Raw genomic sequence first — 16,520 nt, forward strand, 5'->3', positions numbered from 1 at the left:
CAGCACACATTCACTTTGCGAGGAGCCAATCATGAGCCATCTTGTCTGCCCGGCCTGCCAGGGGGAGCTGGACAGCCGCAGTGACGAGACCTGTTGCAGCCAGTGCCAGATCCGTTATCGCATCCGGGCCCTGTGTCCGACCTGCCAGCAGGCGCTGGAGCGGCTTCGGGCCTGTGGCGCCGTGGATTATTTCTGCAACCACTGCAACACCCTTGTCTCCAAGCGCAGGGTACAGTTCGAGGCGCTGGCGGCGGGGGCGTGAGGGAATAAAAAACCCGGCGGATGCCGGGTTTATACTGTGTGCTCCGCTATCAGCAGCGTGAAGGAGCGGTTTCTGTGCCAGATCTTGCGCTTCATGTCGGCCAGTTTGAGCTTGCGTCTCGGGCTCCAGGCACATTTGGTTTTTCGGGCCAACATGGCTCTTCTGCGTGCTCGCATCTTGTTCTCCTCCCTGGTCTCCTCGGCCGAAGGGCGGCTGGGCAGGTAGTGCAACGTGATGAATACATTGCAATAAGCCAGACTCGCGTCCCTCGGATCTGGTTGGATGTTAACAGAGAATCTGCCGGGAAAACACACCCCCCAGGGCTAGGGGGTGATGATCTGCTTGACCACCTCGGCGATGATGGCGGGACGCTCTGCCGGGGCGGCCGGCTCGCTGCTGTCGTCCTCATCCAGCTCCTCGCGGCGGTGGGCCTTCTGCTGCTCGTTGTCGAGCCAGAGCAGGCTCTGGTAGTACTGGCGCACGTTGTTGACATAGTTGCGTGCCTCGCCGCCCCGGGCATAGCCGTAGCGCACCTTGCGATGCCAGCGTGACTGCTGCAGCAGGGGCAGTACCTCCTTCACGTCGCTCCAGGCGTCCGGGTTCTTGCCGAGCTCCTTGGTCAGCCGACGGGCATCCATCATGTGGCCGTAGCCGATGTTGTAGGCGGTGAGGGCGAACCACACCTTCTCGTCGGCCGGTACCGAGTCCGGCACCTTCTCCATCATCTCCTCCAGGTAGCGGGCACCGCCCTTGATGCTCTCCTCCGGATGGGTTCTGTCGCTGACCCCCATCGCCTTGGCGGTGGGCTCGGTCAGCATCATCATGCCGCGCACCCCGGTGTAGGAGCGGGCCTGGGGGTCCCAGTGAGACTCCTGATAGCTGATGGCCGCCAGCAGCCGCCAGTCGATCTCCCTGGCGTGGGTCTGGAACATCGCCTGGTACTTGGGCAGCAGGCTCTTGGCGCGCTTGAGGAAGGTGCGGGTGTCGACGAAATCGAAGTTCTGCACGTGGCCGAAGTACTTCTCGTCCAGCTTGGCGATGGCGCCGTCCATGAAGCGCTGGCCGAAGAAGTCGATGACGCTGGCGTAGAGGCTGTCATCGGGCAACCGGGTCATGGCCCAGGCCACGGTCTGCTTGTTGGCGAGGGTCAGCCCCTCGGTGAGCTCGGGGTAGTAGCGCTGGGTGCGGGCCAGTATGGTGTCCTGCACCACCGTGTAGTCCACCTCGCCATCGGCCACCTGCTTGAGCAGCTCCTCCACGTCGGCGTCCCGGTTGGTACTCCAGTTCAGGTTGGGATGCTGCTTGGCCAGCTCCTTCATCAGATCCTCGCCGGTGGATCCAGCCGGTACCACTATGCTGCCCTTGATGTCCCCCAGATCCTTGGGCCTGGGGGCGCCGTTACGGTAGACCAGCTTGGGGGAGACCTGATAGAAGCCGGGGCCGAAGCGGAACAGCTTGCGCCGCTCCGGGGTCACGACGATGGCCGCCGCGGCCAAGTCCAGCCTGCCCTTTTGCAGTTGCTCGACCAGTTCGGCGGTGCTGTAGGCAGGCACTATGGTCAGCTTGACCCCCAGCCAGTCGGCGTAGAGCTGCGCCAGTTCGTAGTCGAAGCCCTGGGCGACGTCGTCACGCTGGTAGTAGGAAGTGGGGCCATAGAGGGTGCCGACCCGGATCTCGCCCCGTTGGCGGATCTGTTCCAGCTGGCTGGAGGGGGTATGGAAGTCGCAACCGGCCAGGGCCAGCGTCAACATCATCCCGGTAAGCAGTCGAAAAATGCAGCGCAAGTAGGTGAGTACCCTTGTTGAAAAAATCGGCATTTGTCAAAAGAGAGGCCCCTTTATACCAGAGAGTCCGGAGGGAGTCACATCGTGCGGGGCGAGAAAAACGTTTGTTCGGGCTGGGCCTGATCCCTATAATACGCGCGTCTCAAATCCCCCCACACTCTAAAACTTGGTGAGAAAGGTATATGGAAATCTTGCGTGGTGCCCCAGCACTGTCTGAGTTTCGTGTCCACAAGCTGCTGCAGAGCTGCGCACAGAGAGGAGTAGAGATAGCAAGCGTCTATGCCGAATACGTGCATTTTGCCGAGCTGACGAGCCCGCTGTCGCCCCCGGAGCGAGCGACCCTGGGCCAGCTGCTGCGCTACGGCCCGACCATTCCGGAACACACCCCCAGCGGTCAGCTGTTCCTCGTTACCCCCCGCCCCGGCACTATCTCCCCCTGGTCTTCCAAAGCAACCGACATCGCCCACAACTGCGGCCTCAGCCAGGTCAAGCGACTCGAGCGCGGCATCGCCTACTACGTGCAGGCCAAGGGTGAGCTGAGCGCGGCACAGCGCGGCGAGGTCGCGGCCCTGCTGCACGACCGCATGATGGAAGTGGTGTTCGGCGAGATGCACGAGGCGGCTGCCCTGTTTGCCCACCACGAGCCGCGTCCCTTCACCCAGGTGGATGTGCTGGGTGGCGGTCGCGCCGCCCTGGCAGAGGCCAACGTGGCCCTGGGGCTGGCCCTGGCGGACGACGAGATCGACTATCTGGTGACGAACTTCACCCGCCTTGGCCGCAACCCGAACGACATCGAGCTCTACATGTTCGCCCAGGCGAACTCCGAGCACTGCCGCCACAAGATCTTCAACGCCGACTGGACCATAGACGGTGAGCAGCAGCCCAAGTCGCTGTTCAAGATGATCAAGAACACCTTCGAGCAGACGCCGGATCATGTCCTGTCTGCCTACAAAGACAACGCCGCCGTGATGGAAGGGAGCCAGGGGGGCCGCTTCTTCCCGAGCCCCGCCAGCGGCGAATACCAGTATCACCAGGAGCGCGTCGACATCCTGATGAAGGTGGAGACCCACAACCACCCGACCGCCATCTCCCCCTTCCCGGGGGCCGCCACCGGCTCCGGCGGCGAAATCCGCGACGAGGGTGCGACAGGCCGTGGCGCCAAGCCCAAGGCGGGCCTGGTGGGCTTCTCCGTCTCCAACCTGCGGATCCCCGGTTTCGAGCAGCCCTGGGAGCAGGATTTCGGCAAGCCGAGCCGCATCGTCAGCGCCTTCGACATCATGCAGGAGGGGCCGCTCGGCGGCGCCGCCTTCAACAACGAATTCGGCCGTCCGGCCATCCTCGGCTACTTCCGCACCTTCGAAGAGCAGGTGCCGAGCCACAACGGCGTCGAGGTGCGTGGCTACCACAAGCCCATCATGCTGGCGGGCGGTATTGGCAACATCCGCACCGAGCACGTTCAGAAGGGCGAGATCCCGGTGGGGGCGGCCCTCATCGTGCTGGGTGGCCCGGCCATGAACATCGGCCTGGGGGGCGGCGCCGCATCAAGCATGGCCTCCGGCCAGTCTGCCGAAGATCTCGACTTCGCCTCGGTGCAGCGTGACAACCCCGAGATGGAGCGCCGCTGCCAGGAAGTGATCGACCGCTGCTGGCAACTGGGGGACGACAACCCCATCGTCTTCATCCACGACGTGGGGGCGGGCGGCCTCTCCAACGCCATGCCGGAGCTGGTGAGCGACGGGGATCGCGGCGGTCGCTTCTCCTTACGCGCCATTCCGAACGACGAGCCGGGCATGAGCCCGCTGGAAGTCTGGTGCAACGAATCCCAGGAGCGTTACGTGCTGGCCGTGGCCCAGGACAAGCTGCCCCTGTTCAAGGCGCTGTGCGAGCGCGAGCGCGCGCCCTATGCCGTGATCGGCACGGCCACCGAAGAGAAGCACCTCACCCTCTCGGATGCCCATTTTGACAACCAGCCCATCGACCTGCCCCTGGACGTGCTGCTCGGCAAGGCGCCCAAGATGCACCGCGACGTGCAGAGTCTGCCGGCCCAGGGCAAGCCGCTGGCGCTCGATGGCGTCACCCTATCCGAGGCGGCCGAGCGGGTGCTGCGCCTGCCGACCGTGGCGGAGAAGTCCTTCCTCATCACCATCGGCGATCGCACCGTGACGGGCCTCGTCAACCGTGACCAGATGGTCGGTCCCTGGCAGATCCCGGTGGCCGACTGCGCCGTCACCGCCGCCACCTATGACAGCTACCACGGCGAAGCCATGTCCATGGGGGAGCGCACCCCGGTGGCGCTGCTCTCCCACGCCGCATCGGCCCGCATGGCGGTGGCCGAGGCCCTGACCAACCTGGCCCCGGCCCACATCGGTTCCCTCAAGCGGGTCAAGCTCTCCGCCAACTGGATGTCTGCCGCCGGTCACCCGGGTGAAGATGCCGGTCTCTACGAAGCCGTGAAAGCCGTGGGCGAGGAGCTCTGCCCGGCCCTTGGCATCACCATCCCGGTGGGCAAGGACTCCATGTCCATGAAGACCCGCTGGCAGCAGGATGGCAAGGAGCACAGCGTCACCTCGCCGCTCTCCCTGCTCATCTCCGCCTTCGCCCGGGTCGAGGACGTGCGCAATACAGTCACGCCGCAACTGCGGACCGATCTCGGTGAGACCGATCTAATCCTCATCGACCTTGGCAACGGCAAGCAGCGCCTCGGCGCCTCCGCCCTGGCCCAGGTCTATCGCCAGCTGGGGCAAAGTGCCCCGGATCTGGACAACCCGATTCAGCTCAAGGGCTTCTTCAACGCCATCCAGGCGCTGGTGGCGGATCGCAAGCTGATTGCCTACCACGACCGCTCCGACGGCGGCCTGTTCGTCACCCTGGTGGAGATGGCTTTCGCCGGTCACTGCGGTCTCGACCTGCAGCTCGACCGCATCGGCGGTGAACTGCTGCCGGCCCTGTTCAACGAGGAGCTGGGCGCCGTCATCCAGGTGCGCCGCGACGACAAGGAGGCGGTGCTGACCCTGCTGGCCGGCCACGGCCTGGCGGCCTGCTCCCACGTGCTGGGCACGGTGCGCGAAGACGACCTCATCCTGTTCCAGCGTGCCGGGACAGAGGTGTATCGCGCCAGCCGCACCGCCCTTCGCACCCTCTGGGGCGAGACCAGCTGGCAGATGCAGCGCCTGCGTGACAACCCCGAGTGCGCGGATCAGGAGCACGCCGCGCGCCAGGACGCCACCGATCCGGGTCTGCAGGCCAGACTGACCTACAACCCGTCCGAGGACGTGGCCGCCCCCTATATCGCCCGCGGGGTCTCCCCCCGTCTGGCGGTGCTGCGCGAGCAGGGGGTCAACTCCCACGTGGAGATGGCGGCGGCGTTCGACCGCGCCGGCTTTACCGCCGTCGATGTGCATATGAGCGACATCCTCTCCGGTCGCATCAAGCTGGATGATTTCCAGACCCTGGTGGCCTGTGGCGGTTTCTCCTACGGCGACGTGCTGGGGGCGGGCGAGGGCTGGGCCAAGTCCATCCTGTTCAACGACAACGCCCGCGAGCAGTTCCAGCGCTTCTTCGAGCGCGGCGACACCCTGTCGCTCGGCGTGTGCAACGGTTGCCAGATGATGTCCAACCTGCGCACCCTGATCCCGGGCGCCGATCTGTGGCCGCGCTTCGTGCGCAACCGCTCCGAGCGCTTCGAGGCGCGCTTCAGCCTGGTGCAGGTGCAAGACTCCCCGTCCGCCTTCTTCGCCGGCATGGCGGGCTCGGTGATGCCCATTGCCGTCTCCCACGGGGAAGGGCGGGTGGAGGTGCGCGACGCCGCCCATCTGGAGGCGCTGCAACAGAGCGGCCTGGTGGGGCTGCGTTTCGTCGATAACCGTGGCAACGTGACCGAGCAGTATCCGGCCAACCCGAACGGCGCACCGGCGGGCATCACAGCGGTGACCACCACGGACGGGCGCGCCACCATCATGATGCCGCACCCGGAGCGGGTGTTCCGCACCGTGGCGAACTCCTGGCACCCGGACCACTGGGGCGAGGATGGCGCCTGGATGCGGATGTTCAGAAACGCCCGGGTGCGCCTGGGTTAATCCCTCCGCGTACACAGCAACCATGGAAAACCGGCCAACAGGCCGGTTTTTTTATGGGCGCAGCATAAGCGTTGCGTGAATGATCCTGATTCAGGACTCAGCATGTAGCAGCCCCGGTGCTTTGACTCTGGATGAGGAGGGGATGGCGAGGGGAAAAGGGGAGGGCGCACATTACCGGCTGGAGCAGGATGAATATCGTCTCGGATAGGGAATAAAAAAACCGGCCACGGGGGCCGGTTTTTGTTGTGTGCCTGAGGCTTAACGCAGCACCACGTGCTGGAAGCCCTGCACCAGGCTGATGACGGGCTGGGGGTAGATGCCGAGCAATACCACCAGGATGGCGGAGAGCAGCACCACCAGGCCCCCGGAGGAGAAGGCCCAGTCGGCCCTGGCATCGCGCAGCTGCATGCCGGGTTCGCGCAGGTAGAGGGTGACCATGACGCGCAGGTAGTAGTAGAGACCCAGGGCACTGCCGAGCACGATTGCGCCGGAGAGCCACCACAGCTGCGCCTCGACGGTGACGCCGATGAGGTAGAACTTGCCGATGAAGCCGAGGGTCATGGGGATACCCGCGAGCGACAACATCATCACCGTCATCACCGCCGTGAGATAAGGGCGCTTCCAGAACAGGCCGCGGTAGCTGTGCAGGGAGTCCGCATCCTTGCCGCGGTAGGGGCTGGACATCATGCTGATGACGCCGAAGGCCCCCAGGCTAGTGAACAGGTACATCAGCAGGTAGACCCCCGCCGCTTCCACCGGGATCTGGCCGAGGCGGCTCGCCACCACCACCGCCAGCAGATAGCCGAAGTGGGAGATGGAGGAGTAACCCATCATCCGCTTGATGTTGGTCTGGATCAGCGCCAGGAGGTTGCCGACCACGATGGAGATGACCGCCATGGCCGCCAGCAGCCAGTGGATCATGGGATCCGAGGTGGCCGGCACCGCCAAGTAGAAGCGCAGCAGCACGCAGAACACGGCGATCTTGCTCACGGTGGCGAGGAAGGTGGCCACAGGTGCAGGGGCACCCTCGTAGACGTCCGGGGTCCAGAGGTGGAAGGGGGCGAGCGACAACTTGAAGGCGAAGCCCACCAGCATCAGGCCGAAGCCCCCCATCAGCAGCGGGTGATGGGCCGGGCTCTGGGACAGGGTCAGGCCGAGATCGCTGAAGCTGAGGCTCCCCGCCTGGGCGTAGAGCAGCGCCATGCCGAACAGCAGGAAGGCGGTGGCGCTGGCGGAGAGCACCATGTACTTGATGCTGGCCTCCAGCGAATGGCGCTCGCGATAGGCATAGCCCACCAGACCGAACATGGGCAGGGTCAGCATCTCGATCCCGATGAAGAGCGACGCGAGATGACGGGAGCCCGCCAGCACCAGACCACCGGCGGTGGCGATGAGCAGCAGCAGGTAGAACTCTTCCCGGTTGTCCGGGTAGCCCTTGAGCCAGGTGCGGCCGAAGGTACAGGTGGCCAGGGCGCCGATGAGCACCAGCCCCATGTAGAAGACCGCATAGCTGTCCACTTGCAGCAGGGGAGTGACCCCCTGATCCCCCTGGGCCATCACGACGGGCAGGGAGAAGAGCGCCAGGTTGAGACCGGCGATGGTCACCACGAAGGCGGTGTCGTCGCAGCGCTTCCAGGCGATGGCCAGCATCAGGGCCACCATGGCCCCTGTGGTCAGCAACAGGGGCAGCAGGGCCAGCAGTTGAGAAACAGTAAACGTCATGACAGGGCTCCCGACATGGACATGGAAGGCAAAAGAGAAAGCATCATTGCAGCGCTCCCGTGTCTGGCAGCGCATACCAGTGCAGCACGCTCAAGAGGCTGCTGCTGGCGGTGTCCAGCACCGGCTGGGGATAGAGGCCGAGCAGTACCAGCAGGCCGGCTATGGTCAGCATCATGGCCAGCTCCCGCTTGTCCAGCCCCTTGAGCACGCTCTCCTCCTTGGGGGTACCGAAGCAGGCGCGCTGCAGCATGATGAGGGAGTAGACCGATGCCAGCACCAGGCCGAAGGTGGCGATGACGGTCATGACGGGGGCCACCTGGAAGCTGCCGATGAGGATCAGGAACTCGCCGACGAAGTTGCCGGTGCCCGGCATCCCGAGGGAAGCGACCGAGAAGAACAGCATGACCCCGGGCAGGTAGCGCAAGCGTCCCCAGAGGCCGCCCATCTGGCGCAGATCCCGGGTGTGCAGGCGCTCGTAGAGCTGGCCGCACAGGATGAAGAGGCCGGCGGCGGAGAGGCCGTGGGCGATCATCTGCACCACGGCGCCCTGCAGGGCGAGCTCGCTGCCGGAATAGATGGCGATCATCACGAAGCCCATGTGGGAGATGCTGGTGTAGGCCACCAGCCGCTTGATGTCGGTCTGGGCGAAGGCCAGCAGGGCGCCGTAGACGATGCCGATGAGGCCGAGGCCCATGGCGTAGGGGGCGAACTCGGCGGAGGCCTCGGGGAAGAGCGGCAGGGTGAAGCGCAGCAGGCCGTAGGCGGCGGTCTTGAGCAGGATGCCCGCCAGGTCCACGGAGCCCGCGGTCGGCGCCTGGCTGTGGGCGTCAGGCAGCCAGCCGTGCAGGGGTACCAGGGGCATCTTGACCGCGAAGGCGATGAAGAAGCCCAACATCAGCAGCCACTGGACCGTGCTGCTCATGTGGGTGTTCAGCAGCTCCTGATAGTTGAAGGTGAAGACGCCTGTGGTGGCGTGGTGGGTCAGCACCAGGCCCAGGATGGCCACCAGCATGATGAGGCCGCTCGCCTGGGTGTAGATGAAGAACTTGGTGGCGGCGTTGATGCGCGACTTGCCGTCGGTGACCGAGTGGCCCCAGAGCGCGATCAGGAAATACATGGGGACCAGCATCATCTCCCAGAAGAAGAAGAAGAGGAACAGGTCCACCGCCATGAAGACGCCGAGCACGCCCCCCAGGATCCACAGCAGGTTCAGGTGGAAGAAGCCGATGCGCTGCACGATCTCCTTCCAGGAGCAGAGGATGGCCAGCACGCCGATGAAGCTGGTGAGCATCACCATCAGCAGCGACAGGCCGTCCACCGCCAGATGCAATGAGATGCCGAAGCGGGGGATCCAGGGTTGTTGCCACTCGGCGGCCCAGACGGGCAGGCCGGGGTTGGCCAGGGTGAAGTCACCGCCGAGCCAGATGGCGCTGGAGAGCACCAGGCAGGCGCTCATGGAGGCGAGGGCCACCCAGCGGACGAATTGTCCGCCGAGCCGCTCCATCTGCCAGCAGAGCAAGCCGCCGATAAAGGGAATTAGCAAGATCCAGAGTAAGGTCACGATATCAGCTCTCGTCTATGTTCTGGTCGTTGTGCAGGCCCGCAGGCCTGCGTGAAATTGAAATGCCATGGGATCAACCGAGCAGCAGCAGGGCCAGGATCAGGGCGGCGCCCATCCCCATGGAGGCGGCGTACCAGCGCAGCTTGCCGGAGACGGTCCAGGCCAGCAGCTGGTGGCCGGCTTGTGCCAGCACGGCCGGCAGGTTCATCGCCCGATCCAGCGGATCCTTGCCGAGCAGCCGGGTGGCCAGCAGGTAGGGCTTGACCCAGACCAGATCATAGAGCCAGTCGAAGCCCCAGGCATTGAACCAGAGGGTGCTCAGCAGACGGCCAGGCCCGCTCTCGGCGATCCCCTTGGCCAGGCGACGCTCACCGAGGAACAGGAAGGCGGCCAGCGCTATACCCGCCACGGCGATGACGCCGGAGGCTATTTCCAGGGCGTGACGGCCCTCCTCGATATGATCCCCCGGGCCCGCCGGCAGTACTCCTGCCAGGGGCGGCACGATGAGGGCGCCGACCCCGGTGGAGAGCACCAGCAGCACCAGCAGCGGCAGCTGGTGGGCCAGGCCGTGACCGGCGTGAGCCTCGGTCTGCACCTTGCCGTGGAAGGCGATGAAGATGAGGCGGAAGGTGTAGAGGGAGGTCAGGAAGGCCCCGCCCAGACCCGCCCACAGCAGGGCGCTCTGGCCGCTGGCCTGCACCTGCCACAGGATGGCGTCCTTGCTGTAGAAGCCGGCGGTCACCAGCGGCAGCGCGGCCAGGGCCGAGCCCCCCACCAGGAAGCAGGCATAGACCAGGGGCAGGCTCTTGCGCAGGCCCCCCATCTTGAAGATGTTCTGCTCGTGGTGGGTCGCGACGATGACGGCACCGGCGGAGAGGAACAGCAGTGCCTTGAAGAAGGCGTGGGTCATCAGGTGGAAGATGGCCCCTTCCCAGGCACCGACACCCAGGGCCAGGAACATGTAGCCGATCTGGCTCATGGTGGAGTAGGCCAGGATCCGCTTGATATCGGTCTGCACCAGGGCCGCGAAGCCTGCCAGCACCAGCGTGATGGTGCCGACCAGCGCCACCAGATGCAGGATCTCGGGGGCCAGCAGGAAGAGGCCATGGGTGCGGGCGATGAGGTAGACCCCCGCCGTCACCATGGTGGCCGCGTGGATCAGCGCGGAGACCGGGGTCGGGCCCGCCATGGCGTCCGCCAGCCAGGTCTGCAGCGGCAGCTGGGCGGACTTGCCGACCGCGCCGCCGAGCAGCATCAGGCAGGCGAACGACAGGGCAGGGGAGCCTTCGGCAAACATGGCCGGGGCCCGCACCAGCAGCTCGTGGATGTTGAGGGTGCCGAGCTCGCGATAGAGCACGAACAGACCGATGGCGAGGAAGACGTCACCGACCCGGGTCACCACGAACGCCTTGAGGGCGGCCGCCCCGTTGGCGGGGTTGCGGTAGTAGAAGCCGATCAGCAGGTAGCTGCACAGGCCCACCCCTTCCCACCCCAGGTAGACGAACAGCAGATCGTCTGCCAGCACCAGGAACAGCATGCTGGCGATGAAGAGGTTGGTGTAGGTGAAGAAGCGGGAATACCCCTCTTCCCCGCGCATGTACCAGGAGGCGAACAGGTGGATGAAGAAGCCTACCCCGGTCACCACCCCCAGCATGGTCAGCGACAGCCCGTCCAGGGAGAGGCGGAAGGCGGGCTGGAACTCGCCCACCGTCATCCACTGCCACAGGGTCTGGGTATAGACACCACCTTCCGGCGGGTGATTGAGGAAGTCGAACCCGACCCAGACAGTGGTCAGGGCCGACAGGCCTATGCTGCCGACGCCGATGAGCGCCGAGGTGCGCTCACCGAGGCGGCCGAGGGAGAAGGCCAGCAGCAGCCATCCCAACAGGGGGAACAGAAAAGTCAGGTATAGGAGGCTCATCCGCGCATCTCGCTCACAGTGTCCACGTTCAGGGTGTGGTAACGACGATAGAGCAGCAGTAACAGGGCGAGGCCGATACTGGCCTCCGCTGCCGCCAGAGAAATCACCAGTATGTACATGATCTGACCGTCGGCCTGGGCCCAGCGGCTACCCGCCACCACGAACGCCAGGGCGGACGCATTCATCATGATTTCGATACTCATGAGGATAAACAGCAGGTTGCGGCGTATCAGCAAGCCGCACAGGCCGATGGCGAACAGGATGGCCGCCAGCAGGAGGCCATGCTCCATGGGTATTCCACTCATCGCCATTCTCCTTGTGCTTGCTGGATGGAAAGGGGGCAGGCCGCCGGCAGCAGGCCATGCATCACCATGGGAATGCCGCTCATTGCTGACCTCCTTCTTGTGTGGTGCGGGGCACGGAGAGCACTTCCCCGCTCTTGTCCTCGCGGCCCAGGTGATAGGCGGTGACCAGGCCCGCCAGCAGCAGGATGGAGGCGAGCTCCACCGCCAGCACGTAGGGACCGAACAGGGCGATGCCGACCTCCTTGGCGCTGACGTCGGTCTGGCCAAGCGTGCCGCCGGTCACCCCGAGGATGCCCTGGGCCAGGAAACCCAGCAGGACGAGGGAGAGCAGGGCGGGTCCGCCCCAGGTGGTGGGGGTGAGCCACTTCTTCTCCTGATCCTGGGCCGAGCCCAGGTTCAGCATCATCACCACGAACACGAACAGCACCATGATGGCGCCGGCGTAGACGATCACCTGCAGGGCCCCTGCGAAGGCGGCGCCCAGGCAGAAGAAGATCATGGCCACGGCGATGAGGGAGATGATGAGATTGAGCAGCGCGTGCATGGGGTTGCTGGTGCTGATCACCCGCAGCGTGCTGTAAACGGCGACCAGGGCCGCGGCATAGAATGCCAGTTCCATGATTGACTCCTAGGGCAGCAGGCTCTTGACATCGATGGGCTTGGCTTCGTTCTCGGCATCCCCTTTCGGCTTGCCGTCGATGGCCATCCCGCTCATGCGGTAGAAGTTGTAGTCCGGGTACTTGCCGGGGCCGCTGATCAGCAGATCTTCCTTCTCGTACACCAGATCCTGGCGGCGATACTCCCCCATCTCGAAATCCGGCGTCAGCTGGATGGCGGTGGTGGGGCAGGCCTCCTCGCACAGGCCGCAGAAGATGCAGCGGGAGAAGTTGATGCGAAAGAACTCAGGGTACCAGCGGCCGTCTTCCCGTTCCGCCTTCTGCAGGGAGATGCAGCCGACCGGGCAGGCGACGGCGCACAGGTTGCACGCCACGCAGCGCTCGTCGCCGTCAGGATCCCGGGTCAACACGATGCGGCCGCGAAAACGCGGGGCGGCATAGACCGGCTGTTCCGGGTAGCTCAGGGTCTCGCGAGGGCGCCAGGCATGGGAGAAGACCATCCCCAGGCTGCGCAGTTGGGTGCCGACACCCTTGATAATGCTCGTAATTTTCATTGGTGCCTCATTACATGTTCAGCAGCACGACTGCGCCTGTGACCAGCATGTTGAGCAGGGTCAGGGGCAGGCACACTTTCCAGCCAAAGGACATCACCTGGTCGAAGCGCGGGCGGGGCAGGGAGGCCCGCAGCAGGATGAAGAACACCATGAAACAGGCGGTCTTCAGGGCGAACCAGATGAAGGGCGGCAGCCAGGGGCCGTGCCAGCCACCGAAGAAGAGGGTCACGATGAGCGAAGAGATCAGCACGATGCCGATGTACTCGCCCACGAAGAACAGACCCCACTTCATGCCCGCATACTCGATGTGATAGCCGTCGGCGAGCTCCTGCTCGGCTTCCGGCTGATCGAACGGGTGGCGGTGGGTGACGGCGACCCCGGCGAACAGGAAGGTGACGAAGCCCAGGATCTGGGGGATCACGTTCCACATGCCGGCCTGGGCCTCGACGATGTCACGCAGGTTGAAGCTGCCGGTCTGGATGACGATGCCCATGAGCGACAGTCCCAGGAATACCTCGTAGGAGAGGGTCTGGGCCGAGGCGCGCAGGCTGCCGAGCAATGAGTACTTGTTGTTGCTCGACCAGCCGGCGAACAGCACGGCGTAGACCGCCAGCCCCGCGATGGCCAGGATGTAGAGCAGGCCCACGTTGAGATCCGCCACGCCCCAGGTGGGGGTGATGGGCACCACCGCAAACGCCAGGATGAAGGCGGTGAAGGCGATGATGGGGGCCAGCACGAAGATCCGGCGATCCGCGAACGGCGGGATCCAGTCCTCCTTGAAGAACATCTTGACCATGTCGGCCGCCAGCTGCAGCAAGCCGAAGGGACCAACCCGGTTGGGGCCGTAACGATCCTGCCAGAGTGCCAGCAGACGGCGCTCGATGAAGCTCATGAAGGCACCGGCCCCCACTATCCCCACCAGCACGATCAGGGCCTTGCCGATTTCCAGCAACAGATCAATCAGCGCATCGCTCATGCGATCACCTCCTGCAGGTTATCGAGAAGGGCGTGGTGCAGCGCGGTCGGCAGGCCGTTGACGCCGAGCGGCAGCCCCACCAGACCCTGGGCCAGCTTGTCGCTCAGGCGCAGGGCCAGGCGCCAGTGGTTGCCACCCCAGGAGAAGGCGACCTGACTGCCGGCGCCCAGGGCCAGACGCGCCGCGTCGGCCGGGTTCAGCACCAGGGCGGGCTCGCCCATGCGGGCCTGGATGACCGGACTGCGGGCGGAGAGCTCTTCGCCGCCGAACAGCTGATCGTAACTCACCACCTGCAGGGCTGCCTGGGCGTGGAAGGGGGCGGGGATGACATTGAACCAGCCGAGGCTATCCTCGCCCGGCTCCAGCAGGCGACGGCCGGGATCCCCGGCGCGCAGGTTGCCACCCACCTCGTCCTGGAACTTGTTCCAGGCAGACGGCGAGTTCCAGCCCGGTGCCCAGGCGAAGGGCACCTGGGAGAGGGGCTGGCGGGCACCGGCGTAGCCTTCCATGGAGAAGGCGAACGGGGAGTCGGGATCCTGCGCCACCCTGGGCTCGCTCACGTTCTGATCCGCCAGCATGGAGGTGCGGCCGCTGTAGCGGTGCGGCTCGCGGGCGAGCTTCATGCCGCGGATGCGCAGGCCGGCGTTGGGAGCAGGCTCGCGCATGGTGCTGAGCTGCGGGGTGCTGGCGGCGCACTCGGTGCTCACGTCGTCGAAGGTGCTCCAGCGCAGGGGCTTGCGCGCCAGCGTCCCCTGCAGGGCGGCCAGCCAGCGCCAGCCCTCGCGCACCTGGATGTCGGCGTCGTAGAAGGCGGGGGAATAGACCTGGAAGAAGCGCTGGGCGCGGCCTTCCATGTTGATAAGCGTCCCGTCGCCTTCGGCGAAGCTGGCGGCGGGCAGCATCAGGCTCGCCTTCTTGGCGGTCTGGGTGTCCTGGTGGTCCACCAGCAGCAGGTGCTGCAGGCGATCCAGGGCGGCATCCACCCGGCTGCGCGGCGCACGGCGGTAGAGATCGTTCTCAAGCACCACCAGGGCGAGCTGCTCCTCCCCTTCGATACGCTCGAGGGCGCTCTCCAGCGGGGCGGCATCCCGGGCCAGCATGGCCAGCCCCAGGCTGTTGGCCTCCTGGGCCACCAGGGCGAGCTCCACGGCCTGGCCGCGGCCCTTGAGGGCGCGGGCGATGTTGCTGGCCGCCTCGATCAGCGCCAGTGAACGGGCACCATTGCCTGCGATGATGAGGGGCTTCCTGGCGCTGCCCAGCAGTTCGGCCCAGCGGGCTGCCAGGGCCTGCTGCTCGGGGGCGAGATCCGTCGGCGCCGGGGCGGTGCCGTCAAGCAGGTGCGCGATGGCAAAGCCGAGGCGCGCCTGATCCGCGTGAGGGGCGTGCAGGGTGCCGCTCGCCACGTCGTCCAGACGGGTCGCGTCCAGGCTGGTGATGAGCAGGGGATAGCGCTCGTTTTGGGCCAGGGTCTGCACCGCTGCGACCTGCCAGAGATCCACCTTCAGCTTGCGGGCGATCTCGCGTCCCTTGCCCTTGACCGCCTGGCGCAGGGCCAGGGCGATGCGGGCGGCAGTCTGGGTGACGTCCTCGCCGAGCACCAGCACGGCGTCGGCCTCCTCCATGTCGCGCAGGCTGGGGGTGCGCACACCGCCCTGCTCCAGGATCTGCAGCATCTTCTGCAGGCAGGCCCACTCGCTCTGCTCAACACCAGAGTAGAAGTTGGCGGCGCCCACCAGCTCGCGCAGGGCGTAGTTGCTCTCAAGCGACGCCCGGGGCGAGCCGATGCCGATGACGCCACTGGCGGTGCGCAGGGCGTCCGCGGCGCGGTTCAGGGCACCGTCCACCGTGATGGCCAGCTTGTCGCCGCCATCTTGCAAGAGGGGCTGGCGGGGGCGGTCGGCCAGGTTGACGTGACCGTAGCCGAAGCGGCCGCGATCGCACAGGAAGTAGTGGTTGAGGGCGCCGTGGAAGCGGTTTTCGATGCGGCGCAGCTCGCCGTAGCGCTCACCCGGGCTGATGTTGCAGCCGACCGAGCACCCCTGGCAGATGCTGGGGGCGAACTGCATGTCCCACTTGCGGTTGTAGCGCTCGGAGTGGGTCTTGTCGGTGAAGACGCCGGTGGGGCAGACCTCCACCAGGTTGCCGGAGAACTCGCTCTCCAGGGTGCCATCCTCGACCCGGCCGAAGTAGACGTTGTCGTGGGCGCCATAGACCCCGAGATCCTCGCCACCGGCGTAATCCTTGTAGTAGCGCACGCAGCGATAGCAGGCGATGCAGCGGTTCATCTCGTGGTTGATGAAGGGGCCCAGATCCTGGTTCTGGTGGGTGCGTTTGGTGAAACGGTAGCGGCGGCTGTTGTGGCCGGTCATCACCGTCATGTCCTGCAGGTGGCAGGCGCCGCCCTCTTCACACACCGGGCAGTCGTGGGGGTGGTTGGTCATCTGCCACTCCACCACCGTCTTGCGAAACTCCTTCGCCTCTTCGTCCTCGATGGAGATATAGGTGCCATCGGTGGAGGGGGTCATGCAGGACATGACCAGGCGGCCGCGCTTGTCGTCGGCATTCTGATACTGTTTGACCGCGCACTGGCGGCAGGCACCGACGCTACCCAGCGCCGGGTGCCAGCAAAAATAGGGGACGTCCAGACCCAGCGACAGACAGGCTTGCAGCAGGTTGTCTGCCCCGTCTACCTCGTACTCTTTACCGTCTACATGAATGGTTGCCATACAACTTCCCTGAAAC

11 protein-coding genes are annotated in these 16,520 nt (G+C 65.4%); 2 read left to right on the forward strand and 9 right to left on the reverse strand.

Annotated elements, in window-relative coordinates; all coding sequences use genetic code 11:
* Window positions 1-31 precede the first annotated feature (31 nt).
* The gene (locus AB5Y72_RS04445) at window positions 32-262 is read left to right on the forward strand and encodes a zinc ribbon domain-containing protein (RefSeq protein ID WP_325782947.1); all 231 of its coding nucleotides are present in this window, start codon (window positions 32-34) and stop codon (window positions 260-262) included.
* 323 nt (window positions 263-585) lie between these two features.
* Here AB5Y72_RS04445 and mltF read toward each other — a convergent pair whose 3' ends face one another.
* The gene (gene mltF / locus AB5Y72_RS04450; RefSeq protein WP_042076583.1) at window positions 586-2,079 is read right to left on the reverse strand and encodes a membrane-bound lytic murein transglycosylase MltF; all 1,494 of its coding nucleotides are present in this window, start codon (window positions 2,077-2,079) and stop codon (window positions 586-588) included.
* Between the two features lie 149 nt (window positions 2,080-2,228).
* Between mltF and purL the strand changes: the two genes are divergently transcribed.
* Window positions 2,229-6,122, forward strand: a complete 3,894-nt coding sequence (purL, locus tag AB5Y72_RS04455; protein WP_325782946.1) for a phosphoribosylformylglycinamidine synthase — start codon at window positions 2,229-2,231, stop codon at window positions 6,120-6,122.
* Between the two features lie 258 nt (window positions 6,123-6,380).
* Here purL and nuoN read toward each other — a convergent pair whose 3' ends face one another.
* The 8 genes from nuoN to nuoG form a co-directional block, all read right to left on the reverse strand.
* On the reverse strand, window positions 6,381-7,844 hold the full coding sequence (gene nuoN / locus AB5Y72_RS04460) for an NADH-quinone oxidoreductase subunit NuoN (RefSeq protein ID WP_042076576.1): 1,464 nt from the start codon (window positions 7,842-7,844) through the stop codon (window positions 6,381-6,383).
* Window positions 7,845-7,887: 43 nt separating this feature from the next.
* Window positions 7,888-9,405 (reverse strand): NADH-quinone oxidoreductase subunit M, encoded by a 1,518-nt coding sequence (nuoM, locus tag AB5Y72_RS04465; RefSeq protein WP_325782945.1) that lies wholly within the window; start codon window positions 9,403-9,405, stop codon window positions 7,888-7,890.
* A gap of 73 nt (window positions 9,406-9,478) precedes the next feature.
* On the reverse strand, window positions 9,479-11,326 hold the full coding sequence (gene nuoL / locus AB5Y72_RS04470; protein ID WP_325782944.1) for an NADH-quinone oxidoreductase subunit L: 1,848 nt from the start codon (window positions 11,324-11,326) through the stop codon (window positions 9,479-9,481).
* Entirely contained in the window at window positions 11,323-11,631 is a 309-nt protein-coding gene (gene nuoK / locus AB5Y72_RS04475; RefSeq protein ID WP_010675036.1) for an NADH-quinone oxidoreductase subunit NuoK, read from the reverse strand. The genes nuoL and nuoK overlap by 4 nt, the downstream gene beginning before the upstream one ends.
* Before the next feature lie 79 nt (window positions 11,632-11,710).
* On the reverse strand, window positions 11,711-12,250 hold the full coding sequence (gene nuoJ, locus AB5Y72_RS04480) for an NADH-quinone oxidoreductase subunit J (protein ID WP_042076572.1): 540 nt from the start codon (window positions 12,248-12,250) through the stop codon (window positions 11,711-11,713).
* A 9-nt stretch (window positions 12,251-12,259) separates the two neighbouring features.
* Window positions 12,260-12,802, reverse strand: coding sequence for an NADH-quinone oxidoreductase subunit NuoI (nuoI, locus tag AB5Y72_RS04485; protein WP_042076570.1), 543 nt, complete (start codon window positions 12,800-12,802; stop codon window positions 12,260-12,262).
* 10 nt (window positions 12,803-12,812) lie between these two features.
* The gene (gene nuoH, locus AB5Y72_RS04490) at window positions 12,813-13,778 is read right to left on the reverse strand and encodes an NADH-quinone oxidoreductase subunit NuoH (protein WP_042076569.1); all 966 of its coding nucleotides are present in this window, start codon (window positions 13,776-13,778) and stop codon (window positions 12,813-12,815) included.
* A complete protein-coding gene (gene nuoG / locus AB5Y72_RS04495; RefSeq protein WP_325782943.1) occupies window positions 13,775-16,504 on the reverse strand; it encodes an NADH-quinone oxidoreductase subunit NuoG in 2,730 nt (909 codons plus the stop codon). Before nuoG ends, nuoH begins: the two co-directional genes overlap by 4 nt.
* Between the last annotated feature and the right edge of the window lie 16 nt (window positions 16,505-16,520).

Origin of the sequence: Aeromonas sp. R7-4, from assembly GCF_040908055.1 — a bacterium.
GTDB lineage: Bacteria > Pseudomonadota > Gammaproteobacteria > Enterobacterales > Aeromonadaceae > Aeromonas > Aeromonas sanarellii.

Bases quoted from the DNA above. Each gene is read 5' to 3' on its own strand.
- purL (WP_325782946.1), top strand. From the start codon at position 2,229: ATGGAAATCTTGCGTGGTGCCCCAGCACTGTCTGAGTTTCGTGTCCAC.
- nuoJ (WP_042076572.1), bottom strand. From the start codon at position 12,250: ATGGAACTGGCATTCTATGCCGCGGCCCTGGTCGCCGTTTACAGCACG.
- nuoG (WP_325782943.1), bottom strand. From the start codon at position 16,504: ATGGCAACCATTCATGTAGACGGTAAAGAGTACGAGGTAGACGGGGCA.
- nuoI (WP_042076570.1), bottom strand. From the start codon at position 12,802: ATGAAAATTACGAGCATTATCAAGGGTGTCGGCACCCAACTGCGCAGC.
- mltF (WP_042076583.1), bottom strand. From the start codon at position 2,079: ATGCCGATTTTTTCAACAAGGGTACTCACCTACTTGCGCTGCATTTTT.
- AB5Y72_RS04445 (WP_325782947.1), top strand. From the start codon at position 32: ATGAGCCATCTTGTCTGCCCGGCCTGCCAGGGGGAGCTGGACAGCCGC.
- nuoK (WP_010675036.1), bottom strand. From the start codon at position 11,631: ATGAGTGGAATACCCATGGAGCATGGCCTCCTGCTGGCGGCCATCCTG.
- nuoN (WP_042076576.1), bottom strand. From the start codon at position 7,844: ATGACGTTTACTGTTTCTCAACTGCTGGCCCTGCTGCCCCTGTTGCTG.
- nuoL (WP_325782944.1), bottom strand. From the start codon at position 11,326: ATGAGCCTCCTATACCTGACTTTTCTGTTCCCCCTGTTGGGATGGCTG.
- nuoH (WP_042076569.1), bottom strand. From the start codon at position 13,778: ATGAGCGATGCGCTGATTGATCTGTTGCTGGAAATCGGCAAGGCCCTG.